The sequence below is a fragment of the Microbacterium sp. NPDC087868 genome, from assembly GCF_044900755.1.
GTDB lineage: Bacteria > Actinomycetota > Actinomycetes > Actinomycetales > Microbacteriaceae > Microbacterium > Microbacterium galbinum.
Genome location: NZ_JBJDNO010000001.1, coordinates 213,463 through 238,320 on the forward strand (window position 1 = coordinate 213,463; position 24,858 = coordinate 238,320).

Here is a 24,858-nt window from a genome sequence, read left to right on the forward strand (position 1 = left end):
GAGTCCGTCGAGAAGATCTACGCCGACGGCGTCGCGATGGTGCAGCTGCTCGGTCCGCAGGACCGGCTCCTGCGGATGCTCGAGAAGGAGCACCGCGATGTGCAGGTCCTCGTGCGCGGCAACGAGATCACGCTCAGCGGTTCGGCATCGGCGGTCGCCGCGGCGAAGACGCTCGTCGAGGAGCTGCTCCAGATGACCCGGGGCGGCGCCGATCTGGCTCCGAGCGACGTCACCAGCTCCGCCCGGATGCTCCGCGACGGGGGACCTCGTCCGAGCGAGGTGCTCGGCGAGGCGATCCTGTCGACCCGTGGCAAGGTCATCCGCCCGAAGACTCTCGGGCAGAAGGAGTACGTCGACGCGATCGAGGAGAACACGATCGTCTTCGGCATCGGTCCCGCCGGAACGGGCAAGACCTACCTGGCGATGGCCAAAGCGGTGCAGGCACTGCAGCGCAAGGAGGTCACGCGGATCATCCTCACCCGCCCCGCCGTCGAGGCGGGCGAGCGCCTGGGCTTCCTGCCCGGCACCCTGACCGACAAGATCGACCCCTACCTGCGACCGCTCTACGACGCGCTCAACGAGATGATGGACCCGGAGATCGTGCCGCGGCTCATGGCGACGGGAACGATCGAGGTCGCGCCTCTCGCCTACATGCGCGGTCGCACGCTCAACGACTCGTTCGTGGTGCTCGACGAGGCGCAGAACACCACCCCCGAGCAGATGAAGATGTTCCTGACGCGTCTCGGCTTCGGCACGAAGATGGTCGTCACCGGCGACATCACCCAGGTCGACCTCCCGCAGGGCTCGTCCGGTCTGCGCATGGTGACCCGCGTGCTCGGCGACATCGACGACATCCATTTCTCCCGACTGACCAGCGACGACGTGGTGCGCCACTCGCTCGTCGGCCGCATCGTCGACGCCTACAGCGAGTACGACGAGAAGCGCACGGCGCAGCGGTTCGAGCGCGAGCAGGCCGCCGAGTTCGCGAACCGCGCCGATCGACGTGGCGCGCAACGACCCGGTCCCCGTGACCGCATGCCGAAACGAGGACTCTCATGATCGAGATCAACAACGAGTCGGCGATCGACGTCGACGAGACCGTGCTGCAGCGGTTGACCGACCACAACCTCGCTCAACTGCACGTGAGTGCGGATGCCGAGGTCGCGATCGTCCTCGTCGACGAGGGCGCCATGGAAGCGCTGCACGTGCAATGGATGGACGAGCCCGGTCCCACCGACGTGCTCAGCTTCCCGATGGACGAACTGCGCCCCGGCACCGAGGATCGTCCGACCGCTCCCGGTCTGCTCGGAGACATCGTTCTCTGCCCGCAGGTCGCCGAGACTCAGGCCCAGGCCGCCGGGCACACCCTGATGGACGAGCTCATCCTGCTCACCACGCACGGCCTGCTCCACCTGCTCGGCTACGACCACGCCGAGCCCGATGAGGAGCGTGAGATGTTCGGCCTGCAGAAGGAGCTCATCCAGAGCTTCGCCGCGGCCGAGCGTCGGCGATGACGCTCGTCGCCGTCTCCCTCCTCGCCGCCGCCGTCCTCCTCGTCGCCTTCGGCGGCTTGATGTCGGCGATCGACGCCGCGTTCAGCGTGCGGTCGCGCGCCGACCTCGAGGAGATGGGCACCGAGGGGCGCAACGCCGCTCAGCTCGCGCGCATCGCCGCCGATCCCGACGCCCACGTCAACTCCGTCGCCTTCATCCGCGTGCTCGCCGAGGTGACGGCGGCCGTGCTCGTCACGGTCGCGTTCACCTCGCTGTTCGACAACATCTGGTGGGCGATGCTCGCCGCCGCCGTGCTCATGACCGGCATCACGTTCGTGCTGGTCGGTGCGAGCCCGCGCACGGTCGGACGTCACCGCGCCGACGGTCTGCTGCGTGCGAACGCTCCGATCGTGCGCGGCCTGCGCATCATCCTGGGCCCGATCGCGCAGGGGCTCGTCCTCCTCGGCAACCGCGTGACGCCGGGCGCCGGACGCAGCTCCTTCTCGTCCGAGGAGCAACTGCTCAGCATGGTCGACGAGGCGGCGTCGAACGACCTCATCGAGGCCGACGACCGCGACCTCATCCACTCCGTGTTCGACTTCACCGACCAGTTCGTGCGCGCCGTCATGGTGCCGCGCACCGAGATGGTCACCGTCGATGCCACGGCGTCGACCAGCGAGGCGATGGAACTCTTCCTCAACCGAGGGGTATCGCGCATGCCCGTGGTCGACGACGAGGCGGACGACGTCGTGGGTGTGCTCTACCTCAAGGACCTCGTGCAGTTCGCCTACCGCGACGAGGGTGCCTGGCGCGGAGCGTCCATCCGCCCCATCTCGCGGCCTGCGACCTTCGTTCCCGAGTCGATGCGCGCCGAGACGCTCCTGCAGCAGATGAAGCGCGATGCGGTGCACGTCTGCCTGGTGATCGACGAGCATGGCGGGATCTCTGGACTCGTGACGCTCGAGGACCTCATCGAGGAACTCGTCGGCGAGATATCGGACGAGTACGATCGGGTATCCGCCGAATTCTTCGACCTGGGCGACGGGCGTTACCGCGTGAGCTCCCGCCTCTCGCTCGAGGACGTGGGCGATCTGTTCGGGCTCGAACTGGAGGACGAGGACGTCGACTCGATCGGCGGCCTCCTCGGCAAGGCGCTCGGGCAGGTTCCGCAGCCCGGTGCGACGGCCGTCGTCGACGGGCTGGTCCTGACGGGCGGCGCGTCCCGAGGACGCGGCAGAGGGATCGCCACGGTGTTCGTGGAGAGAGCAGCGCGTGGCGAGGATGCTGCGGACGACGAAGGAGAACGACACGATGACTGAGCAGAACCGAAGCGGGTTCGTGACCTTCGTCGGCCGACCGAACGTCGGGAAGTCGACTCTCACGAACGCCCTGGTCGGCGAGAAGATCGCGATCACCAGTGAGAAGCCGCAGACGACCCGGCGGGCGATCCGCGGCATCCTCAACCGCCCCGACGGCCAGCTCGTGATCGTCGACACCCCCGGCATCCACAAGCCGCGGACGCTCCTCGGCGAGCGTCTGAACGATCTCGTCGAGCAGGTGCTCGGCGACGTCGACGTGATCGGCTTCTGCGTCCCGGCCACCGAGAAGATCGGCCCGGGCGATCGGCGGATCGCCGCCTCGCTCGACGGATACCCGCGCGCGAAGAAGGTCGCGATCGTCACGAAGACGGATGCCGCGGGACGCGACGAGATCACCGAGCGCCTTCTCGAGGTCGATGCGTTGCGCGAGGACTGGGCCGCCGTGGTCCCGCTCTCGGCGCTCACGCGCGATCAGCTCGACGTGCTCTCGGATCAGATCCTGGCCCTCATGCCCACGGGGCCGGCACTGTACCCCGAGGGCATCACGACCGACGAGTCGCAGGACGACCGGATCGCGGAGTACATCCGCGAGGCCGCGCTCGAGGGCGTGCGCGATGAACTGCCGCACTCGATCGCGGTGGTCGTCGACGAGGTGGCCCCGCGTGAGGGCAGCGACCTCACCGATGTGCACGCATCGATCATCGTCGAGCGAGACAGTCAGAAGGCGATCATCATCGGGCACAAGGGCAAGCGCCTGCGTGACGTGGGGGCGCGCGCCCGCGCGCAGGTCGAGGAGCTCCTCGGCACCCGCGTGTTCCTCGCCCTCCACGTGAAGGTCGCGAAGGAGTGGCAGCGCGACCCGAAGCAGCTGGGCCGGCTCGGGTTCTGACATGACTTCCCGAGGGACTCAGGCGGCGTACGCGGGACCGCCACCCCCGAGCGCATGATCACCGGCAGCGACGACCCGAGATCGCTGCGGGACGAGGTCTTCTCCACGGTCTTCGACGCTCATTGGGCGGCGATCCGTCACCACATCGAAGGCGTCGTCGTCGATGACGGCGAGGTGACCCAGATCGTCTCGGAGGTCTTCGTGACGGCCTGGGCGCGACTGAATCCGCGCAAGCCGATGGGGCGCGTGTGGCTTCTGCGCGCCGCCGATCGTGCGCTGCGCGCGCGCTCGCACGCCGCGAGCACCCGGTGGAGCACGGCGGCAGCGGTGCACGAGGGGATCCGCGGTCCGCAAGACGAGGCGGATGCGACCGAGCAGGCGGCCGTTCTGCGTGCTCTCTCTGTACTCCCGGCCCGCGAGAGGCGTATCATCGTGCTCACGTACTGGGATGGGTTGTCGGTGGGGGAGATCGCCGAACTCGCGCGGATCTCCGTGGCCCGTGTGCGCAAGACGTTGCTTCGCGCACAGGAACACGTGCGCGAAGCGCTGAGATCGGAGGGGGTGATCGTCGATGACTGACAGTGCTCTGCTCGAGCGCGTGCTCACCGACGCCGACCCGGCGCGCACACCACGGGAATCCGCACCCGACCTGCGAGCCATCGCGTTGCGGGATCGGATCCTGCGCGATACGCGTGCCCCGCGCCAGCGCCGCGCGGTCGTCGCCGGGTGGGCGTCGGGGCTCACCGTCGCTGCGGCATCCGCCGTCGTCGCGGTCGCCGTCATGGTTCCGCAGAACGCGGCCGTGGCCGGCACACCCCTCCCGCTCGAGTTCGATGCCGGCGGAACGACCGCTCAGATCCTCGACGACGCGCAGGCCGCGCTCGCGACGAGCGACGGACCCGCCGGAGCCGAACGCGCTGTCCAGTCCGCATCGTGGTCGTTCGCGGTGGACATGGGTACCCGCGAGACCGAGGTCGTGCCGCAGCTCGTGACGACGACCTGGAATCCGGATCTGTCCGGCCGAACGGTCGCGATCGAGGGCGTGCCTTACGATCCCGCGGATGCCGCCGCGAACGTCGGCTCCGAGATCTCGAGCAGCGGCGAGGTCGCGTGGGAGCTCGATATGGCGCCGGGCGAGTTCGCCGCGCCCGTCGTCGACATGCCCGCTGCCACACCGGACAACATGCGGGCGGTGCTCGAGGCCTACTGGTTGCCGAGCGATCCGACCGGCTTCGACGTCGTCGCCGCGATCAGCTCGGCCAAGGGGCAGTGGACGCTCACGAACGCCCAGGAGTCCGAGATGCTCGGGATCCTGGAGCAGGTGCCGGGGGTCGAGGCGTTGGGCACCTCGACCGATCGACTGGAGCGACCCGTGACCGCGCTGCGCGTCCCGTCACCGGACGGCACCTCGAGCGATGTCGTCCTGCTCTCCGTCGACACCGGGCGCATCGTCGGTGTCGAGCGCACCAACCTCCTCGACAACGAGGCGTTCGCCGCGGGCGCCATCATCTCGTACCAGCTCTGGGACATCGAAGGGATTCTGTGATGAGGCCTCCCCGTGCCGTGTTCTCGGCCCTGATCGTCGCCGGCCTGCTCGTGGTAGCCACCCCCGCTGCGGCTTCCGCCGCGACCGGGGGAGACGAGGTCGATCCGCAGATCGCGCAGATGCTCGACGAGATTCCCGGGGGCGTGCTCATCGACGCGCATCGCGCGGTCTGGCCGGCGCTCGACATGGAGGTCACGGTTCCGTCGGGCCCGGGTGGGCTCTTCGCCCGCGCCGCCGTGGGAAACTGCGCGTCCGGACGGATCTGCGCCTTCAGCGCCGGCTCGCTGTCGGGGACGAGCGTGTCCTGGGGCACGTGCGGAACGCTCACGGTACCGAGCGGTTTCGTGCCCCGATCCCTCGCCAATGCCCGGAGCTCCGGCTACGCCCAGGCGCGCAACAGCGCGGGCGGCGTGCTCGCGACGGCGAACGCCGGTGGATGGGTGAACGTCGGCGGGACGGCGAAGACGGTCCGCTGCGTCCTCTGAGCCCATCGTCCTCCTAGGACGCGTCGAACTCGTTCAGAGCGGGGAGGACGATGACCGTGCCGTCACCGTACTCCGCGTCGACCGCCCGCTGGAGCTGTCCGTCGTCCCAGACGACCTGCACCCAGACGAAGCCGCGCTCGGTCCAGAGGGTCAGTGCGTCGCTGCCGAGGCGTGAGCTCAGATCGTCCTGGATCTCCGTCAGCTCGGCGGCGGTCGCATCTCCCTCGATGCCTCCGGTCGGATCGTCGGGTCGCACCGGGTCGTACAGCGCCAGCAGCACGGGCGGGTCGGTGACGGTGATGCTCTCGCCGTCGTACCGTCCGGTCACCGCGTAGGCGCCCCAGGTCGTCTTACCGCTGGTCTCGCTCCCGTCGATGCCGTCCCAGCTCCATCCGATGAGCGGCACACCCGTGCACTGCGGCGGGTACGACTCGGCGACGCCGCCGAGGCACAGTTGCACCTCTCCGTCGACGTCGAGCACCGTGCCGGTGCCGCGCACGCGTCCCGTCGGCGGCTCGGAGACGATGCCTGAGAAGTCCTGCGCCTGAGGGTCGGCGCTGCTCGTCGGTGACCCACCCGCGCCGGGACCCGTCGCGCAGGCGGCCAGGGTCGACGCGAGCGCCGTCGCGAGGGCAGCGGACCAGAGGAGACGGCGACGCAGTGGTGTGCTCATACCCACCAGTGTCGTCGAGACGGCGTTCGTCTCACGTGCACGGCGGACGGGGCATCCTGCTAGCATGACCACATGCCTTTCGGCGGTCTGCTTCTTCTTAGCTGCCGCGACGAGTCCTAAGAGCTAGGGCCTTCCTCGTCGCGGCGCTTGTGTTGGCCCGTACATTCTGACGAAGAGAAGAAGCCCATCATGCAGAACACGCAGCGCCCCTCCGGGATGCCGATCCACAAGTACCGGCCGTTCCACGAGCAGATCACCGTCGACCTCCCGGACCGCACCTGGCCCGATGCCCGCATCACGACCGCGCCGCGCTGGTGCGCCGTCGACCTCCGTGACGGCAACCAGGCTCTCATCGACCCGATGTCGCCCGAGCGCAAGCGCGTGATGTTCGAGCTCCTGGTGAACATGGGATACAAGGAGATCGAGGTCGGCTTCCCGTCGGCCAGCCAGACGGACTTCGATTTCGTCCGCCAGTTGATCGAAGAGAACCTGATCCCCGACGACGTCACGATCCAGGTGCTGACCCAGGCGCGCGAGCACCTGATCGAGCGCACCTACGAGTCGATCGCCGGTGCGAAGCAGGCCATCGTCCACCTGTACAACTCGACGAGCGTGCTGCAGCGCGAGGTCGTCTTCCGCACCGACAAGCAGGGCATCATCGACATCGCCCTCGAGGGCGCACGACTCTGCCGCGAGTTCGAGAAGCGCATCCCCGAGACGCAGGTCTACTACGAGTACTCGCCCGAGAGCTACACGGGTACCGAACTCGAGTTCGCCGCCGACATCTGCAACCAGGTGATCGAGGTCTTCGAGCCGACGCCCGACCGCAAGGTCATCATCAACCTGCCCGCCACGGTCGAGATGGCATCGCCGAACGTGTACGCCGACTCGATCGAGTGGATGAGCCGGCACCTGAACCACCGCGAGAACGTGATCCTCTCGCTGCACCCGCACAACGATCGCGGGACCGCGATCGCCGCGGCCGAGCTCGGCTACATGGCCGGTGCCGACCGCATCGAGGGATGCCTGTTCGGTAACGGGGAGCGCACGGGAAACGTCGACATCGTCGCACTCGGCATCAACCTGTTCACGCAGGGGATCGACCCGCAGATCGACTTCAGTGACATCGACCAGGTCAAGCGCACGGTCGAGTACTGCAACCAGCTGCCGGTGCCCGAGCGCAACCCCTGGGCGGGAGACCTGGTCTTCACCGCGTTCAGCGGGTCGCACCAGGACGCGATCAAGAAGGGCTTCGAGGCCATGGCCGTGCGGGCCGACGCCGAGGGCGTCACGGTCGATGACATTGAGTGGGCGGTGCCCTACCTGCCGGTCGATCCGAAGGATCTGGGTCGTTCCTACGAGGCCGTCATCCGCGTCAACTCGCAGTCCGGAAAGGGTGGCGTCGCCTACCTGTTGAAGGCCGACCACGCGATCGACCTGCCGCGCAAGCTGCAGATCGAGTTCTCGGGCGTCGTGCAGACGAAGACGGATGCCGAGGGCGGCGAGGTCACGAGCGACCAGATCTGGTCGATCTTCAACGACGAGTACCTGCCGGCCGCATCGAGCGAGGACAAGTGGGGGCGCTTCGAACTGCTCGCCACGCAGACCCGCAGCGACATGTCGGGTGACGTGGTGCTCGACGTCACTCTCCGTGACGACGACCAGCAGGTGGCTGTCGCGGGAAACGGCAATGGACCGATCGCCGCCTTCATCGAGGTGCTGCGCGCGCAGGGCTTCGACATCACTCTGTACGACTACGTCGAGCACGCTCTCAGCGCCGGCGGCGACGCGCAGGCCGCGGCCTATGTTGAGCTGCAGATCGGCGATCAGCGCCTGTGGGGCGTCGGCATCGACGGCGACATCTCGACCGCGTCGCTCAAGGCGATCGTGTCGGGTGTGAACCGCTCGATCCGCGCTCGGCAGGGCGAGCTCGCCGCCGTCTGAACGGCTTTCCAGGTCGCTGACCTGCACTGGGTCGCTGAGCCTGTCGAAGCGTCCCCCACGACGAGCCGTTGCGCGTGGTGGGGCCCTTCGACGAGCTCAGGGACCCAGTTAGAACGTGTCAGGGCTTGACGATCGGGATCGCCCCGGTCTCGGCGGCGACCTTGCGGCGGTAGAGGCGCCGTTGCTCGGGCAACGAGACGTCGAAGCTCACCGCGAGCACGCGGATCACCGCGGTGACGGCGATGCCGATGACCGCCGCGAGGGGGATCGACATGCCCAGGGCGTGCGCGATGACGATGAATGCGCATCCGCCACCGGCGGCCACGGCGTACAGCGAGCCGACGTGCATGATCGCGGTCGGCAGGCCCATGAGCATGTCGCGCAGCACGCTGCCGCCGACCGCTGCGCAGACGCCGATGAAGACGGCGGGAACCTCGGGGATGCCGAGGGCGAGGGCTTTGCTCGTGCCGAAAGCGCCGAACATGCCGATGACGATCGCGTCGAGCCCGACGATCACCTTGTTCAGACGTGTGAAGAGCCCGGCGAGCAGCATTCCGAAGAGCGCGGCCCCGGTCGCCGTCACGAGATACCACTGGTTCTGCAGTGTCGCCGGGGTCTGCCCGAGCAGGATGTCGCGGATGAGACCGCCACCCATCCCGATCATGATCCCGATGATCGCGACGCCGAGCCAGTCGAGGCGTCGCTGACCCTGGAAACCGGAGGCGAACAGGGCTCCCTGGACGCCGCCGAGCCCCACGCCCAGCAGATCCGCCCAGAACGGGATGATGAAGAGCGGTTCGGTCACCCGTCCATTGTCTCGCACGGAGGATAATCGAGGGATGCCCACCTATCGAGACGAAGCGGTGATCCTGCGCACCCACAAGCTGGGGGAGGCGGATCGCATCGTCACGATGCTGTCGCGGCAGCACGGCAAGATCCGCGCGGTCGCGAAGGGTGTGCGGCGCACGTCGTCGAAGTTCGGCTCGCGGCTCGAGCCGTTCATGGTCGCGGACGTGCAGCTCTATCAGGGGCGCTCGCTCGACATCGTGCAGCAGGCGGAGTCGCTCGGCTCCTACGGCGCCGACATCGTCGCGCACTACGAGCGTTTCACCGCCGCCAACGCGATGGTCGAGACGGCAGATCGGTTGAGCGATGCCGAGGCGACTCCCGATCAGTACCTGCTGCTCGTCGGCGGTCTGCGCGCGCTGTCACGAGGTGAACACGCCCCCCGCAGCATCCTCGATTCCTACCTCCTGCGCGTCATGGCCCTGTCGGGGTGGGCGCCCTCGTTCGGCGAGTGCGCCCGATGCGGTACTCCCGGCCCGCACTCGACCTTCGTCGTCCAACTGGGTGGCCTGGTGTGCACGTCGTGCGCACCGGCGGGCAGTCCGCGCATCGGCGAGAAGGCGCTGGGTCTGCTGCGCGCGCTCATGGCGGGCGAGTGGGATGCCGTCGACGCGGCGTCCGCCGCCGACACCGCCGCCGCATCGGGCCTCATCAGCGCCTACGCCCAATGGCACCTCGAGCGGGGCATCCGCTCGCTCGCGCACGTATCCGACATCCCCGGAGGAGCACGGTGACCCCGAAGCCCTACACGCACAAGGACGCCGTCGCGTACCGTCCCCTCGACTGGACGGGGGTGCACCCGCCGGCGTTCCGCGCGGTCCCCGAGCACGTGGCGATCGTCATGGACGGCAACGGGCGCTGGGCGAACCGTCGGGGACTGAGCCGTGTCGAGGGCCACAAGGCCGGCGAGGAGGTGCTCCTCGATGTCGTCGCCGGTGCCATCCAGGCGGGGGTCAAGCACCTTTCGGTCTATGCTTTCTCGACCGAGAACTGGGCACGCTCGCCCGAGGAGGTGCGCTTCCTCATGGGATACAACCGCGACGTGCTGCACCGGCGCCGCGATCAGCTCAACGAGTGGGGTGTGCGCGTGCGCTGGGCGGGGCGCAAGCCGCGGCTGTGGGGCAGCGTCATCAAGGAGCTGCAGTACGCCGAGCAGCTGACGCGCGGCAACGACGTCCTGACGCTCACGATGTGCGTGAACTACGGCGGACGCGTGGAACTCGTCGATGCGATGCGCTCGATCGCGGCGGATGTCGCGGCCGGCCGGGTGAAGCCGAACGCGATCACCGAGAAGATGATCCGTCGCAACCTCTACGTGCCGGACATGCCGGACGTCGACCTGTTCCTGCGCAGCTCGGGTGAGCAGCGCACGTCGAACTTCCTGCTCTGGGAGTCGGCCTACGCCGAGATGGTCTTCCTCGACACGCTGTGGCCGGACTTCTCCCGCGATGAGCTCTGGCGGGCGATCGGGATCTACCTCTCGCGCGACCGTCGCTTCGGCGGAGCGATCGACGCGCCCGACGCCTCGGCCTGAGCGCGGAGCCACCGCTCCGCCTCGCGCGGATGCCGCAGACGCACGATCGTGAGATGCGGGAACGCGGCGGCGGCCACGGGCATCCGCTCCGTCCATTTGTCGAGCGTCGCGATCTGCCAGGCGAGGATGCTCTCCTCGGGCGAACCGCGGAACATGCGCCAGATCGGCTTCTCGACGTTGCCGTTCCACATCTTGGTGCGCAGGATGCTGCGACCGATCGTGCGACGCAGCAGTCGCGAGCGCACGACTCGGTAGGGGTAGTCGAGCCAGATCACGAGCTCCGCGCGCGGGGCGAGGATGCGATCGGTGCCCTTGCTCGTGTACTGCCACTCGGTGACCCACCGGTCCTCGCCGGCGAAGGCCCGCACATCGTCGAGGAACTCCGGCCGCGGGGTCCAGTCCGGGCCGTGGAACAGCCCGTCGATCTCGACGTGGCGCAGCCCCCAGAGCCGAGCGACACGGCCGGCGAGGGTCGTCTTGCCCGAACCCGTGACCCCCGCCACCAGCACGCGCTGCGGCACCCGGGCGAGCGGATCGTCGGCGGACAGCATCCGTCGATCCTAGCGACGCCGGAATACGGAGTGGAGTGATGGGGTTGGATGAGGGTGTGAGCGAACCCATCTCCATCGACATCTGGTCCGACATCGCCTGCCCGTGGTGCTACATCGGCAAGCGCAATCTCGAGAAGGGGCTCGAAGCCGTCGCCGGTGATGACGACGCCCCGCAGGTGAACGTCACCTTCCACTCGTTCGAACTCTCGCCCGACACCCCCGTCGACTTCGACGGCGACGAGATCGACTTCCTCGCAGGCCATAAGGGAATGCCGCGCGACCAGGTCGAGCAGATGCTCGCCAACGTCACCGGCGTCGCCGAGAAGGCGGGCCTCCAGTACCGCTTCGATCTGCTGCAGCACACGAACACCGTCAAGGCGCACGAGCTGCTGCACTTCGCCAAGGCGCACGGCCTCCAGCACGAGCTGGAGGAGCGACTGATGTCGGCCTACTTCACCGAGGGCAAGCACGTCGGTCGCATCGACGACCTCGTCGCCCTCGCGGTGGAGGTCGGACTCGACGCCGACGCCGCGCGGGAGGCGCTCGAGACGGAGCAGTACCTTCCCGCCGTCCGTCAGGACCAGGCGCAGGCGCGCGCCTACGGCATCCAGGGTGTGCCGTTCTTCGTGATCGACGGGCAGTACGGGATCAGCGGCGCCCAGCCGCCGGCCGCATTCGAGAACGTCCTGCGCGACCTGTGGTCCAAGCGCGGAGACGCCGAGCTCGAGGGTGACGCGGAGGCCGAAGCCGCCGCCGTCTAACGCGTGAGCGCGCCTTCGATTGCGCTCACGATCGCGGGGTCGTCCGGCTTCTGCTTCGGCCGGAACCGGAGGACCTCGCCGTCGGGCAGCACCAGGAACTTCTCGAAGTTCCACTCCACGCGTCCGGCCTTGCCGTTCGCGTCGGGCGTCTCCTTGAGAGCCTTGAAGAGTTCGGCGGCGTTCCGCCCGTTGACCTTCACCTTGTCGTTCACCGGGAAGGTGACGCCGTAGGTGGTCGAGCAGAACTCGGTGATCTGCTCCACGGAACCGGGCTCCTGCAGGAACTGGTTGCTCGGGAAGCCCACCACGCTGAAGCCACGATCACCGTACAGACGCTGCAACTCCTCGAGCTGCTCGTACTGCGGGGTGAGTCCGCACTTCGACGCGACGTTCACCACCAGCAGCACATCGGCGCCGAGGTCATCGAGAGTCTTCTCGTTGCCCTGCGCATCGGTGAAGGGGATCGAACGGAGCGCGGAATCGGTCATACTCCACAGCTTAGGTCGATGGGGCACCACAGGCTCCGCGTCTGGGAGAATGGTCAGGACATGACTCTCGCCACCGCATCCGCGCGCACGCTTCGCATCGGTCCCATCGACCTCGACGTGCCGGTGGTCCTCGCGCCCATGGCCGGGATCACGAACACCGCCTTCCGCCGTCTGTGCCGTGAGTACGGCGCCGGCCTCTACGTCAGCGAGATGATCACCTCGCGCGCGCTCGTCGAGCGCAACGAGACGACGATGCGTCTGATCCGCCATCACGAGAGCGAGACACCCCGGTCGATCCAGCTCTACGGCGTCGATCCGAAGACCATCGCCGAGGCCGTGCGCATCATCGTCGCCGAGGATCACGCCGACCACATCGACCTGAACTTCGGATGCCCCGTTCCCAAGGTGACGCGCAAGGGCGGGGGAGCGGCCCTTCCCTGGAAGAGCTCTCTCTTCGCCGACATCGTCACGCAGGCCGTCAAGGCCGCGGGCGACGTGCCGCTCACGGTGAAGATGCGCAAGGGCATCGATCCCGACCACCTCACGTTCCTCGACGCCGGGCGCGCAGCCGAAGACGCGGGTGTCGCCGCGGTCGCCCTGCACGCCCGCACCGCCAGCGAGTTCTACTCGGGCAACGCCGACTGGAACGCGATCGGCGAACTCAAGCAGGCCGTCACCAGCATCCCGGTGCTCGGCAACGGCGACATCTGGTCGGCCGACGACGCCGTGCGCATGATGGCCGAGACCGACTGCGACGGCGTGGTCGTCGGACGCGGATGCCTCGGTCGCCCCTGGCTCTTCGGCGAACTGGCCGCCGCCTTCGGCGCCGAGAGCCACCCGGTCGACGCGACCCTCGGATTCGTGGCCGATGCCTTCCGCCGGCATGCCGAGCTGCTCGTCGAGTTCTTCGAGGACGAGGACCGCGGGTGTCGCGACGTGCGCAAGCACGTGGCCTGGTACTTCAAGGGGTACCCGGTGGGAGGCGACATCCGCACCGGACTCGCGACGGCGTCGAGCCTCGCCGAGATCGACGACCTGCTCGGACGCCTCGATCACACCGCGCCCTATCCCGGAGCGGATGCCGAGGGCCAGCGCGGACGCGCCGGCCGTCCCAAGCGCCCGGCGCTTCCGGACAAGTGGCTCGACTCGCGTGAGATCGCCGCATCTGCCTCGGAGATGATGCGCGGAGCAGAGATCGAGAACAGCGGTGGGTGACGCGGTCACACCGGCGCGCGCACCCCGCGGCGACGGATACGACCCGCGCGACGCCGAGCGTTTCTTCGCCGAGACCCATCGTTCGGAGCGCGACGACTTCGCCCGCGACCGGGCCCGCGTCCTGCACTCGGCGGCCCTGCGCCGCCTCGCCGCCAAGACGCAGGTGCTGAGCCCCGCGAGCACGGCCGACTTCGCCCGCAACCGCCTCACCCACTCGCTCGAGGTGGCGCAGGTGGGGCGCGAACTCGCCACCGCCCTGGGCGTCTCGGCCGATGTCGTCGACACCGCCTGCCTCAGTCACGATCTCGGGCATCCGCCCTTCGGCCACAACGGTGAGCGTGCGCTCAACGAATGGGCGGCGGACATCGGCGGATTCGAGGGCAACGCGCAGTCGCTGCGCATCCTCACCCGTCTCGAGGCGAAGGTGCTCGACGACGACGAGCGCTCCGTCGGACTCAACCTCACGCGCGCGAGTCTCGACGCCACGTGCAAGTACCCGTGGACGGTCGACAGCCCGGTGCCCGACCCCGGTGGCCGGCTCAAGTTCGGCGTGTACCCCGAGGACGAGGCGGTCTTCCGCTGGATGCGCGAGGGTGCGCCCGGGCGTCTGCGCTGCATCGAGGCCGAGATCATGGATCTCTCCGACGACATCGGCTATTCGGTGCACGACTTCGAGGATGCGATCGTCAACGGCTACCTCGACGTCGCCCAGCTCTCGGATCCGGCAGAGCACGAGGCCCTGCTCGGACGCATCCAGCAGTGGGTGGGGTACGACTTCACGCGCGAGGAGCTGGCCGACGCGCTCTACCGTCTCTCGTCGCAGTCGATGTGGCTCTCGTCGTTCGACCGCAGCCGCCAGTCGCTCGCGCGTCTGAAGAACCTGACGAGCGACCTGATCGGGCGCTTCGCCCGCGCGGCCGTCTCGGCGACCCGCGAGGCCTATGGCAGCAAGGCGCTGGTGCGCTACAACGCACACGTCGTCGTGCCGCGCGTGGTCGAGGCCGAGATCGCCGTGCTCAAGGGCATCATGGGCCAGGCCATCGTGACGATCGAGGCGCGCAAGGGCGTCTACAAGGAGCAGCGCCGGGTGCTCACCCGTCTCGCCGACGCACTCTGGCAGACCGACACGCTGTGGTCGGCCGGTGCCGATGTGCTCGAACCGGCGTTCGCCGCGGACTTCCACGACGCCGACACCGATGATCAGCGCGCCCGCGTCATCGTCGACCAGATCGCCAGCCTCACCGACCAGAGCGCGATCGACTGGCACAACCGACTCGTGGGCGAGATCGACCCGGCCGAGGTCGGCATCTGGACCCCCCGTCACGCACGCCCCGGGGCGCGCGCGCACGCCGAGAGGTCGACCGTCGTCGAAGGGGCCCGCTGATGCCCCGCATCCGGCAGACCGACGTCGACGAGGTCAAGTCGCGCACGAACATCGCCGACATCGTGGGGGAGCGCGTCGCGCTGAAATCCGCCGGTGTCGGATCGCTCAAGGGACTCTGCCCGTTCCACGACGAAAAGAGCCCGAGCTTCCACGTGCGCCCGCAGGTGGGGTACTACCACTGCTTCGGGTGCGGCGAGTCGGGAGACGTCTACTCGTTCCTGCGCGAGATGGACCACGTGAGCTTCACCGAGGCGGTGGAGCGCCTCGCGGGCCGCATCGGTTACACCCTCCACTACGAGGACGGCGGTGCGGCTCCAGAGACGAGCGGTCGGAGCCGGCTCTATGCCGCGAACACCGCGGCGGCCGAGTTCTTCCGGGCGCAGTTGCTGTCGGCGGATGCCGAGGCGGGGCGACGGTTCCTCGGCGAGCGCGGCTTCGACGCGGGTGCCGCCGCGCACTTCGGCGTGGGCTTCGCGCCGCGCGGATGGGACGGCATGCTCAAGGCGCTGACGGCCCAGGGCTTCACGCGCGAGGAACTCAGCACCGCGGGCCTGGTCTCCACCGGGCAGCGCGGCGTGTACGACCGGTTCCGCGGGCGCCTGGTCTGGCCGATCCGCGATGTGTCGGGCCAGACGATCGGGTTCGGCGCGCGCAAGCTCTTCGACGACGACCAGGGGCCGAAGTATCTCAACACCCCCGAGACGCCGATCTACAAGAAGGCGCAGGTGCTCTACGGTCTCGATCTCGCCAAGCGCGACATCTCCCGCGGAGATCCGCGGCGCGTCGTGGTCGTCGAGGGATACACCGATGTCATGGCGTGCCATCTCGCCGGCCTGACGACCGCGGTGGCGACCTGTGGAACGGCCTTCGGCGCCGAGCACATCAAGGTGCTGCGCCGGGTGATGGGCGACGACAACGCCTCGGGTGAGGTCGTGTTCACGTTCGACGGCGACGAGGCGGGACAGAAGGCGGCGCTGCGCGCGTTCACCGAGGACGACCGCTTCAACGCGCAGACGTTCGTGGCCGTGGCGCCCGACAGCCTCGACCCCTGCGACCTGCGGCTGCAGCGCGGTGATGCCGCGGTGCGCGGCCTCATGGATGCCAAGGTGCCGATGTTCGAGTTCGCGATCGACCGCAAGCTCGCCGGCTTCGACCTGGCGACGGTGGAGGGGCGCGTCGGTGCTCTGCGCGCGGCCGCCCCGATCGTGGCCGAGATCCGCGATCGCCTGTTGCGTCCCGGATACGAGCGCGTGCTCGCCCGCCGTCTGGGCATGGATCCGACCGAGGTGCACACCGAGGTGGAGCGCTCGGCGCGGGGCGGCTCGCAGAGTGCCCCGTCGCGGCGCGAGACGGTACCGTCCGGCGGGGGTGAGGGAGCGGCATCCGGAATCGCACCGGTCACGCTCGCGAGCCTGCCGCGCTCGGCCGATGTCGCCGTGGAGCGCGATGCGCTGATGGGAGCGCTGCAGTACGGTCACCAGATCGACCAGCCGCTGCTCTCGCGGGCGCTCGGCGCCCCCCTGCGCACCCCGGCCCTCGATGCCGTGCGCGAGGCCGTGGCCGCCGCTGCCGACCGCACGCGGGCGGGGTGGGCGACGGATGCCGTCAACAGCGTGCGCGAGCCGTACCGCACGCTCGCGGGTGAACTGCTCATGATGCCCTTCCCCGCGCGCAACGAGGAGGGCGCTGTGGCCAGCACCACCGATCTCGCGCGACGCCTCATCATGCGGCAGCTCGAGAGCGAGAAGCAGGAGCTCCTGGGCGCGGTCCAGCGGGTGCCCGCCGACTCCGACGGCGGTCGTGCGCTCCGCATGCGATTGCGCGATATCGACATCGAGCGTCAGCGGTTCGTCGAGTCGTAACCCCGCACGGCCGTCGGGGGAGGGCAGGATGGGATGCATGTCCCGCAGGCACGCCTCCACCCACGCCATCGACTGCTCCGATCTGGTCATCGACCGGATCGGGCACGGCTCTCCGACGCGTGCGGTCGACGGGGTCTCGTTCTCGCTCGCCCCGGGCGCGCTCCTCTGCATCGCCGGTCCCACGGGATCGGGTAAGTCGAGCCTCGTGGCGGCGCTGGCCGGATCCACCGATCCCTCGGTGAAGGTCGTCGGCGGGCGTGCGGAGGTCTGCGGCGTCGACGCGCGGCGTCCCGGTCGCAAGCACCGCGTGCTCACATACCGCACGGGTTTCGTGCCGCAGGGCGCCGGCGCCGATCTGCCGCCCCGGCTCACGGTCAACGAGGTGATTGCCGAACCCATCCTGATGCGCGAGAAGCGCGTGAACAGCAAGGCGCTCTCGATTCGCGTCGCCACGCTGCTCGACGAGCTGCATCTGCCCCTCGGCACCGCGGCGAAGTTCCCCTACGAGCTGAGCGCGGGAATGCGCCAGCGCGTCGCGATCGCCCGTTCGTTCGTGCTCGAACCGCAGGTGCTCATCGCCGACGAGATCCTCGCGAACCTCGATCTCGAGGTGCGTCCGGTGGTCTTCGATGCGATCACGCGCCGCCGTAAGGAGCAGTCGATGGCGGCTCTGCTCGTCACGAACGACGCCGACTTCATCCGTGAGCTCAACGCCGAGACGCTCATGCTGCGCGCCGGGCACGTGGTCGCGCGCGGCGTCGGTAAGGACCTGCTCTGGGTGCCGAACGCAGAGGCGGATTCCCGGCGCTGAGCGCGACACGCCCGAGAGCGCGATAACCGCCTCCGGTGTCACGTGCACCGCTCGGAGTTTGCTAAGCTTGTCGAGTTGCCCGCGCAGCGGAGCACATTCCTCGGTAGCTCAATTGGCAGAGCAGCCGGCTGTTAACCGGCAGGTTCTTGGTTCGAGTCCAAGCCGGGGAGCCAATGAAAAGCCCCTCTTCGGAGGGGCTTTTCCCTTTTCTCGGTCGGCCCTCCTCGTCTCGCCGCTCGGGCGTTCGGCGACGGCGTCCGGCCGCTTTCGCGTGCGCTCGGGGAATACGAGGGGTAGAGTGGCGTTGCACCTAATACCCCCAGGGGGTATCCACGAACACTCCGAAGGAGTTCCCATGAGCGACACCACCGCCGACTACCGGGTGACCGGGATGACCTGCGGCCACTGCGAGATGTCGGTCCGCGAGGAGGTCGAGCAGATCGAGGGCGTCGAGATCGTCGACGTCAGCGCGCAGACCGGGATGCTGCGCATCACCGCTGCGGACGTCGACGATGCGCAGATCCTCTCGGCCGTATCCGAGGCCGGGTACTCGGCCGTCCGCGTCTGATGACCGCCGGGGCGATCGGCGTCGACCTCGAGATCGGCGGGATGACGTGCGCGTCGTGCGCGACGCGGATCGAGAAGAAGCTGAATCGGCTCGACGGGGTGACCGCCACGGTCAACTACGCGACCGAGAAGGCGTCGGTCGCGGCGCCGAAGGGCTACGACCCGGCCGTCCTGATCGCCGAGATCGAGAAGGCCGGGTACACGGCGGCGCTGCCCGTCCGCGCCCAGGATGCCGACCCCGATGCCGCGGGCGAACCCGAGCTCGACGGCCTGCGCACCCGGCTCTGGGTCTCCGTGGCGCTGACCGTCCCCGTCATCGCGATGGCGATGATCCCGGCGCTGCAGTTCACCTACTGGCAGTGGGCATCGTTGACGCTCGCGGCTCCCGTCGTGGTGTGGGGCGGGTGGCCGTTCCACCGAGCGGCCTGGGTGAACCTCCGACACGGTGCGGCGACCATGGACACGCTCGTGTCGATGGGAACGATCGCGGCGTTCCTCTGGTCGCTCTACGCGCTGTTCTTCGGCATGGCGGGCATGCCGGGCATGACCCATCCGTTCGAATTCGTCCTGACGCCGTCCGACGGCGCCGATGCGATCTACCTCGAGGTCGCGGCGGGCGTGACGATGTTCATCCTCGCCGGTCGCAACTTCGAGAAGCGGTCGAAGCGTCGTGCGGGGGCGGCGCTGCGCGCTCTGCTGGAGCTCGGAGCGAAGGACGTCGCGGTGCTCCGGGGAGGTGTCGAGCAACGCGTCCCGGCGGACGATCTACGGATCGGTGACGAGTTCGTGGTGCGCCCCGGTGAGAAGATCGCGACCGACGGCATCGTCGTCTCGGGTACATCGGCCGTCGACGCCTCGATGATGACGGGCGAGTCCGTGCCCGTCGAGGTCGCCGTGGGAGACTCCGTCACCGGCGCGACCATGAACGCCGGCGGCCGCCTCGTCGTCCGGGCGACACGGATCGGGGCCGACACCCAGCTCGCGCAGATGGCGCGACTGGTGGAGGAGGCGCAGACCGGGAAGGCTGAGGTGCAGCGCCTGGCCGATCGGATCTCGGGTGTCTTCGTGCCGATCGTTCTGGTGATCGCGCTCGGCACGCTCGTCACCTGGTTCGCCGTCGGTGCCTCGGCCACGATGGCATTCACGGCGGCCGTCGCGGTGCTGGTCATCGCCTGCCCGTGCGCCCTCGGCCTGGCGACGCCGACCGCGCTGCTCGTGGGTACCGGTCGCGGAGCCCAGCTGGGGATCCTCATCAAGGGCCCCGAAGTGCTCGAATCCACGCGCGCGGTCGACACAGTCGTGCTCGACAAGACGGGAACGGTCACCCGGGGCGCGATGAGCCTCGTGGACGTGATCGTCGAGCCGGGAGCGGATCGCACACGACTGCTCCGCCTCGCCGGTGCCCTCGAGGCCGCCTCCGAGCATCCGATCGGACGGGCGATCGCGCAGGCGGCGGAGGCCGAAGCGGGCACGCTTCCGGCGGTCGACGGCTTCGTCAACCACCCGGGTATCGGAGTGGAGGGCGTCGTGGACGGGCATCGCGTGCGCGTCGGCCGCGCGGCGATGTTCGCCGGAGCGACGAGCACGCGCGACCACGCCATCCACGGTTCCCATGAGGAGGCGGGGCGCACGGTCGTGACGGTCGACTGGGACGGAGCGGTCCGAGGCGTGCTCGTCGTGGCGGACGCCGTGCGGCCGACGAGCGCCGCAGCGGTCGTGCAGCTGAAGGCGCTCGGCCTCACTCCGGTGCTGCTGACGGGCGACAACGCGGCCGTCGCGCGTCATATCGCTCGCGAGGTCGGCATCGACGAGGTCATCGCCGAGGTGCTCCCCGCGCAGAAGGCCGAGGTCGTCGCGCGGCTGCAGGGCGAGGGACGAACGGTCGCGATGGTCGGCGACGGCGTCAACGATGCGCCTGCGCTCGCGCGTGCCGACCTCGGCATCGCGATGGGAACGGGAACGGATGCCGCGATCGAGGCATCCGACATCACGCTGGTCCGCGGGGATCTGCGCAGCGCCGTCGACGCGATCCGCCTGTCGCGCCGCACCCTGCGCACGATCCGGACGAACCTGTTCTGGGCCTTCGCGTACAACGTGGCGGCGATCCCGGTCGCCGCCCTCGGACTGCTGAACCCGATGCTGGCCGGCGCCGCGATGGCGTTGTCGAGCGTGTTCGTGGTCGGCAACAGTCTGCGCCTGCGCGGATTCCGCAGTGGCGCACGCGACGAGCGGAGAGATCGATGAGCGAGACGCACCCACACGCGCACCCGGAGAACGAGCACGAGGTGCCACCCCACGGAGGCCAGGCGAAAGTCGACGACCATTCCGGACACCCCGAGCACGCCGGACACTCCGGCCACGCCGGTCATTCCGGCCACGGCGACCACGTGGGCCAGTTCCGGCGACTCTTCTGGATCAACCTGGTGCTCGCGGTCCCCGTCGTGCTGCTCTCCCCGATGTTCGCGATGATCATCGGCTACGAGATCCCCGACGGCCCGGTGCGTTTCGTCGCCCCGGTGATCGGTTCGGTGATGTACGTGTGGGGCGGCAGGCCGTTCCTCCAGGGCGCCGTCGGCGAACTGCGCGCGCGACGCCCCGGCATGATGCTGTTGATCGCCCTCGCGATCACGGTCGCCTTCTTCGCCTCGTGGGGAGCGACGCTCGGGGTGCTGCATCACGAGCTGGAGTTCTGGTGGGAGCTCGCCCTCCTCATCGTGATCATGCTGCTCGGTCACTGGATCGAGATGCGCTCACTCGCGCAGACGACGTCGGCGCTCGACTCGCTGGCCGCGCTCCTGCCGGACGAGGCCGAACGCATCGAGGGCGAGCGCACCGTGCGCGTGCCGCCCGACGAACTCCGCGTGGGCGATCTCGTCGTCGTGCGTCCCGGCGCGCGGGTACCCGCCGACGGCCGGATCGTCGACGGCAGCGCGGCGATGGACGAGTCGATGATCACCGGGGAGTCGCGTCCCGTGACCCGTACGCCCGGCGACATCGTCACGGCGGGCACCGTGGCGACCGATTCGGGCCTCCGCGTCGAGATCACGGCGGTCGGTGACGACACGGCGCTGGCCGGCATCCGTCGACTCGTCGAGGATGCGCAGAACTCCACCTCGCACGCTCAGCGGCTCGCCGACCGTGCGGCGGCGCTGCTCTTCTGGTTCGCCCTGATCTCGGCGGCGGTGACCGCCGTGGTATGGTCGGCCGTCGGCGACGTCGATGCCGCCGTCGTGCGCTCGATCACGGTCCTCGTGATCGCCTGCCCGCACGCCCTGGGTCTGGCGATCCCACTCGTGGTCTCGATCGCGACCGAACGGGCCGCTCGCGCGGGCATCCTGGTGAAGGACCGGTTGGCGCTCGAGCGCATGCGCACCGTCGACACGGTGCTGTTCGACAAGACCGGAACGCTGACGCGCGGCGAGCCGGTCGTCACCGACATCGCGGCGGCCGACGGAGTCGATCCGGCCCGTGTGCTCGCAGTGGCGGCGTCGGCGGAGGGTGACAGCGAGCACCCCCTCGCCCGGGCGATCGTCCGCGCGGCGGAGGAGCGTGGACTCGACACCCCGTCGGCCGTCGGCTTCTCGTCGTCGCCGGCGGTCGGGGTCCGGGCGACCGTCGACGGTGCCGATGTGCGCGTGGGCGGTCCGAAGCTGCTCGATGAGATCGGAGCGCACGAGCTGCCCGTCGCCGAGACATGGCGGGCGACGGGCGCGATCATCCTGCACGCGGTGGTCGACGGTACGGTGATCGGCGCATTCGCGCTGGCCGATGAGGTGCGCGCCGAGTCCCGTACCGCGGTCGACGACCTGCGTCGTCGCGGCGTGGAGGTCGTCATGATCACCGGAGATGCGCAGGCGGTCGCGGATGCCGTCGCCGCGGAGCTCGGCATCCGACGTGTGTTCGCGGGGGTGCGTCCGGAGGACAAGTCGGCGAAGGTCGCGGAGCTGCAGCGGGAGGGCAGGATCGTCGCGATGGTGGGCGACGGCGTGAACGATGCTCCCGCGCTGGCACAGGCGGACGTCGGGATCGCGATCGGCGCGGGCACCGACGTGGCGATCGCTTCGGCCGGGGTGATCCTGGCCAGCTCCGATCCCCGCGCCGTCATGTCCGTGATCGAGCTGTCGCGTGCGACCTACCGCAAGATGTCGCAGAACCTCTGGTGGGCGGCCGGATACAACCTGCTCTCCGTGCCTCTGGCCGCGGGTGTGCTGGCGCCGATCGGGTTCGTGCTGCCGATGTCGGTGGGTGCGGTGCTGATGTCGCTGTCGACGGTCGTCGTCGCGCTCAACGCCCAGCTCCTGCGCCGGCTCGACCTCCGACCCGACGACCGCGACGTTCTAGCGGGAAGCTCCCGCGAGCGTGCCGGTCACGGGGCCTGAGGGGTCGAAGATCACGCACTGGATGGTCCGGTCGTCGTGCTCGTCCCACGAGGTCTCGCTCGGGATGAGGGGGAACACCTCGAACACCGACTCGGCCTTCTCGAGACCGATGAACGCCGTGTAGGGCTCTCCGATGCACTCCATGCTCGCCGCGTCGATGTCGGTCTCCGAGAAGTCGCCGTCGGGCATGGTGATCTCGTGGAAGACCTCCTGGTCGTGCGGCTCCGTGCAGGGAACCACGTCGATGTCTTCGCGCAGCCCGCTGGGGGCGTCCATCATGCAGTCGCCGAGCTCGAGGGCGACGATGTCGATGGTGGCCTCCTCCGTCACCTGACCCGTCCCGGAATCGCGTTCGCGTTCGTCCGAACTGCTGCATCCGAGCAGGGTGAGCGAGAGAGTCGCCGTGAGTGCGAGCGCGGCGAGGCCGCGGTGTGTACGCCGGATCATGTGCGCCCTCAGCCTTCCAGGTCGTCGACGCCGGGCAGCCAGCTGGCGCCGGGACGGCCCCAGCCGCGCTTACGGGCGATCTTCTGCGCGGTCTTCCAGTCGCCGTCCGACAGGCGGTCCACGTAGAGGATGCCGTCGAGGTGGTCGAACTCGTGCTGCATGATGCGTGCGCGCCATCCGTCGACCGCGATCGACACCGGTGCGCCCTCGAGGTCGATGCCGGTGACCCGGACGTGCTCGGAGCGGCGCAGCGGGAAGCGCTCGCCCGGGAACGACAGGCATCCCTCGGACTCCAGGTCGGGATCGGGGGAGCCGGGCTCGATCGGAGTGATCCAGAGCTCCGGATTGATGATCACGCCGCGCCAGGGCTGATCGTCGTCATCGACGTACGAGTAGGTGTAGATGCGCAGGGCGACGCCGACCTGCGGTGCGGCCAAGCCGACACCCGGAGCGATGTCCATCGTCTCGAACATGTCGGCGACGAGGGTGCGGATCTCATCGGTGATCTCGTCGACGGGAGAAGCGGGGGAGTGCAGGACGGGGTCGCCCATGATGCGAATCGGAAGTACAGCCACGTCACAACCCTACTGGGCGCACTGCGACGGGTAGGGTCGTAGGGTGAGCGCAGGGGTGTGGAAGTGAACTCGGTAGAAGACGTCGGCGAGCAGCTCGTCGGTGTCTTCCAGAACCCCGGGCTGCTCCTCGGCATCCCGCTCGCGCTGGCCGGTGCGGTGTTCATGTCGCTCGGCGCGCAGTACCAGCACCGCGGCGTCGAGAAGGTCGAGCGCCTGAGCGGTTCGCAGGGGACGTCGGGCCTCAGCTTCGACCAGCTCCGCCGGCTGCTCACACGCCCCTCCTGGATCATCGGCACCCTGATGCTGGGCCTGGCGATCGTGTGCCAGCTCGCCGCTCTCGTGCGCGCTCCGCTCATGGTCGTGCAGCCGCTCGGCGCCATCGCGCTGGTGATCACGACACTGCTGAACGCCCGCATCTCCGGGCACTCGCCGACGAAGAAGTCCATCACCGCGATCATCTGCTGTGTCGGCGGCATCTTCCTGTTCGTCTTCTTCGCCGCGCTGTTCGCCACCGAGCGCGAGGTGCAGGATCGCGAACTGTTCGTGATCCTCGCGATCCTCCTCGTCGTGATCATCGTGCTCGGCGCCTGCTGGCTCGTATTGCGGCACCGCATGCGCGCCCTGTTCTACGTGATCGGCGCCGGTGTTCTCTACGGCTTCGTCGCCACCCTGGCGAAGGTCGTCATCAAGCGCATCGAGGCGGGGCAGTTCGAGTGGATCACCGCGATCTGCGTCATCGCCCTCGTCGCGGCCGCGGCGGTCGGGGCGTACTTCGTGCAGACCGCCTACAGCTCCGGCCCGCCCGACCTCGTCATCGCCGGCCTCACGGTCGTCGACCCGCTCATCGCCGTGCTCATCGGAATGGTGATCCTCGGCGAGGCGGCCGCTGCACCGCCATGGGCGCTCGTGATCTACGGCGTCGCCGGGGCCATCGCGGTCTACGGCGTGGTCAACCTCGCCCGCTACCACCCGCAGGTGCTCAGCGAGAGCCAGGAGATCGGCATCACGCGCGGCAGCGACGGCGGTACCGCAACGACGAACCCCGGCGCCGAGCAGGCACCGGGGTCCGAGGAGACGGATCGTCCGTAG

At 69.0% G+C, this 24,858-nt stretch carries 25 protein-coding genes and 1 tRNA gene; 20 read left to right on the top strand and 6 right to left on the bottom strand.

What is annotated here, in order from left to right:
- Positions 1-36: 36 nt before the first annotated feature.
- From ACI2JZ_RS01055 to ACI2JZ_RS01085, 7 genes are read left to right on the top strand one after another with little or no spacing between them, the layout of a single operon-like run.
- Positions 37-1,059, top strand: coding sequence for a PhoH family protein (locus tag ACI2JZ_RS01055; RefSeq protein ID WP_247624677.1), 1,023 nt, complete (start codon positions 37-39; stop codon positions 1,057-1,059).
- Complete coding sequence (gene ybeY, locus ACI2JZ_RS01060) at positions 1,056-1,514, top strand: rRNA maturation RNase YbeY (protein ID WP_247622226.1); 459 nt, start codon at positions 1,056-1,058, stop codon at positions 1,512-1,514. The genes ACI2JZ_RS01055 and ybeY overlap by 4 nt, the downstream gene beginning before the upstream one ends.
- Positions 1,511-2,812: a hemolysin family protein gene (locus tag ACI2JZ_RS01065; protein WP_247622227.1), complete on the top strand. Its 1,302-nt coding sequence runs from the start codon at positions 1,511-1,513 to the stop codon at positions 2,810-2,812. The genes ybeY and ACI2JZ_RS01065 overlap by 4 nt, the downstream gene beginning before the upstream one ends.
- A complete protein-coding gene (gene era, locus ACI2JZ_RS01070) occupies positions 2,805-3,701 on the top strand; it encodes a GTPase Era (RefSeq protein ID WP_247622228.1) in 897 nt (298 codons plus the stop codon). Before ACI2JZ_RS01065 ends, era begins: the two co-directional genes overlap by 8 nt.
- Positions 3,702-3,755: 54 nt before the next feature.
- Positions 3,756-4,280, top strand: coding sequence for a sigma-70 family RNA polymerase sigma factor (locus ACI2JZ_RS01075; RefSeq protein ID WP_404596265.1), 525 nt, complete (start codon positions 3,756-3,758; stop codon positions 4,278-4,280).
- Positions 4,273-5,247, top strand: a complete 975-nt coding sequence (locus ACI2JZ_RS01080; protein WP_404596266.1) for a hypothetical protein — start codon at positions 4,273-4,275, stop codon at positions 5,245-5,247. Before ACI2JZ_RS01075 ends, ACI2JZ_RS01080 begins: the two co-directional genes overlap by 8 nt.
- Positions 5,247-5,732, top strand: coding sequence for a hypothetical protein (locus tag ACI2JZ_RS01085; protein ID WP_336640194.1), 486 nt, complete (start codon positions 5,247-5,249; stop codon positions 5,730-5,732). Before ACI2JZ_RS01080 ends, ACI2JZ_RS01085 begins: the two co-directional genes overlap by 1 nt.
- 13 nt (positions 5,733-5,745) lie before the next feature.
- On the opposite strand, the gene ACI2JZ_RS01090 is transcribed toward ACI2JZ_RS01085, so the two are convergent.
- A complete protein-coding gene (locus ACI2JZ_RS01090) occupies positions 5,746-6,405 on the bottom strand; it encodes a hypothetical protein (RefSeq protein WP_404596267.1) in 660 nt (219 codons plus the stop codon).
- 189 nt (positions 6,406-6,594) lie between these two features.
- Between ACI2JZ_RS01090 and leuA the strand changes: the two genes are divergently transcribed.
- Complete coding sequence (leuA, locus tag ACI2JZ_RS01095) at positions 6,595-8,349, top strand: 2-isopropylmalate synthase (RefSeq protein WP_404596268.1); 1,755 nt, start codon at positions 6,595-6,597, stop codon at positions 8,347-8,349.
- Positions 8,350-8,467: 118 nt separating this feature from the next.
- Here leuA and ACI2JZ_RS01100 read toward each other — a convergent pair whose 3' ends face one another.
- Entirely contained in the window at positions 8,468-9,154 is a 687-nt protein-coding gene (locus tag ACI2JZ_RS01100; RefSeq protein WP_247622234.1) for a trimeric intracellular cation channel family protein, read from the bottom strand.
- Positions 9,155-9,188: 34 nt separating this feature from the next.
- Between ACI2JZ_RS01100 and recO the strand changes: the two genes are divergently transcribed.
- Both recO and ACI2JZ_RS01110 read left to right on the top strand, forming a co-directional pair.
- A complete protein-coding gene (gene recO, locus ACI2JZ_RS01105) occupies positions 9,189-9,929 on the top strand; it encodes a DNA repair protein RecO (RefSeq protein WP_247622235.1) in 741 nt (246 codons plus the stop codon).
- Positions 9,926-10,729: an isoprenyl transferase gene (locus ACI2JZ_RS01110; protein ID WP_404596269.1), complete on the top strand. Its 804-nt coding sequence runs from the start codon at positions 9,926-9,928 to the stop codon at positions 10,727-10,729. Before recO ends, ACI2JZ_RS01110 begins: the two co-directional genes overlap by 4 nt.
- Here ACI2JZ_RS01110 and ACI2JZ_RS01115 read toward each other — a convergent pair.
- Positions 10,669-11,280, bottom strand: a complete 612-nt coding sequence (locus tag ACI2JZ_RS01115; RefSeq protein ID WP_404596270.1) for an AAA family ATPase — start codon at positions 11,278-11,280, stop codon at positions 10,669-10,671. The genes ACI2JZ_RS01110 and ACI2JZ_RS01115 overlap by 61 nt on opposite strands.
- A 56-nt stretch (positions 11,281-11,336) precedes the next feature.
- Here ACI2JZ_RS01115 and ACI2JZ_RS01120 point away from each other — a divergent pair, with 56 nt between their 5' ends.
- Positions 11,337-12,041: a DsbA family protein gene (locus ACI2JZ_RS01120; RefSeq protein WP_404596271.1), complete on the top strand. Its 705-nt coding sequence runs from the start codon at positions 11,337-11,339 to the stop codon at positions 12,039-12,041.
- On the opposite strand, the gene ACI2JZ_RS01125 is transcribed toward ACI2JZ_RS01120, so the two are convergent.
- Positions 12,038-12,529, bottom strand: a complete 492-nt coding sequence (locus ACI2JZ_RS01125) for a glutathione peroxidase (protein WP_247622239.1) — start codon at positions 12,527-12,529, stop codon at positions 12,038-12,040. The two genes, ACI2JZ_RS01120 and ACI2JZ_RS01125, sit on opposite strands and share 4 nt — an antisense overlap.
- A 60-nt stretch (positions 12,530-12,589) precedes the next feature.
- Between ACI2JZ_RS01125 and dusB the strand changes: the two genes are divergently transcribed.
- The 8 genes from dusB to ACI2JZ_RS01165 all read left to right on the top strand — a co-directional run bounded on the left by dusB (position 12,590) and on the right by ACI2JZ_RS01165 (position 22,747).
- A complete protein-coding gene (gene dusB, locus ACI2JZ_RS01130; RefSeq protein WP_402784921.1) occupies positions 12,590-13,744 on the top strand; it encodes a tRNA dihydrouridine synthase DusB in 1,155 nt (384 codons plus the stop codon).
- Positions 13,737-15,128 (top strand): deoxyguanosinetriphosphate triphosphohydrolase, encoded by a 1,392-nt coding sequence (locus tag ACI2JZ_RS01135; RefSeq protein ID WP_247632053.1) that lies wholly within the window; start codon positions 13,737-13,739, stop codon positions 15,126-15,128. Before dusB ends, ACI2JZ_RS01135 begins: the two co-directional genes overlap by 8 nt.
- Positions 15,128-16,990, top strand: coding sequence for a DNA primase (gene dnaG / locus ACI2JZ_RS01140; protein ID WP_404596272.1), 1,863 nt, complete (start codon positions 15,128-15,130; stop codon positions 16,988-16,990). Before ACI2JZ_RS01135 ends, dnaG begins: the two co-directional genes overlap by 1 nt.
- Positions 16,991-17,027: 37 nt before the next feature.
- Positions 17,028-17,801 carry an ATP-binding cassette domain-containing protein gene (locus ACI2JZ_RS01145; protein WP_247622243.1) on the top strand — a complete coding sequence of 258 codons (774 nt, stop codon included), beginning with the start codon at positions 17,028-17,030 and terminating at the stop codon, positions 17,799-17,801.
- Positions 17,802-17,898: 97 nt separating this feature from the next.
- Positions 17,899-17,974: transfer RNA gene (locus ACI2JZ_RS01150), tRNA-Asn, on the top strand.
- A 182-nt stretch (positions 17,975-18,156) separates the two neighbouring features.
- Positions 18,157-18,369, top strand: a complete 213-nt coding sequence (locus ACI2JZ_RS01155; protein WP_247622244.1) for a heavy-metal-associated domain-containing protein — start codon at positions 18,157-18,159, stop codon at positions 18,367-18,369.
- Positions 18,369-20,612, top strand: coding sequence for a heavy metal translocating P-type ATPase (locus ACI2JZ_RS01160; RefSeq protein ID WP_404596273.1), 2,244 nt, complete (start codon positions 18,369-18,371; stop codon positions 20,610-20,612). Before ACI2JZ_RS01155 ends, ACI2JZ_RS01160 begins: the two co-directional genes overlap by 1 nt.
- On the top strand, positions 20,609-22,747 hold the full coding sequence (locus tag ACI2JZ_RS01165) for a heavy metal translocating P-type ATPase (protein ID WP_404596274.1): 2,139 nt from the start codon (positions 20,609-20,611) through the stop codon (positions 22,745-22,747). The genes ACI2JZ_RS01160 and ACI2JZ_RS01165 overlap by 4 nt, the downstream gene beginning before the upstream one ends.
- Here the strand turns inward: ACI2JZ_RS01165 and ACI2JZ_RS01170 are convergent.
- Positions 22,706-23,194: a hypothetical protein gene (locus tag ACI2JZ_RS01170; RefSeq protein ID WP_404596275.1), complete on the bottom strand. Its 489-nt coding sequence runs from the start codon at positions 23,192-23,194 to the stop codon at positions 22,706-22,708. The two genes, ACI2JZ_RS01165 and ACI2JZ_RS01170, sit on opposite strands and share 42 nt — an antisense overlap.
- A gap of 8 nt (positions 23,195-23,202) precedes the next feature.
- Positions 23,203-23,769: a peptide deformylase gene (def, locus tag ACI2JZ_RS01175; protein WP_247956316.1), complete on the bottom strand. Its 567-nt coding sequence runs from the start codon at positions 23,767-23,769 to the stop codon at positions 23,203-23,205.
- Positions 23,770-23,826: 57 nt separating this feature from the next.
- Here def and ACI2JZ_RS01180 point away from each other — a divergent pair, with 57 nt between their 5' ends.
- Entirely contained in the window at positions 23,827-24,858 is a 1,032-nt protein-coding gene (locus tag ACI2JZ_RS01180; RefSeq protein ID WP_404596276.1) for a DMT family transporter, read from the top strand.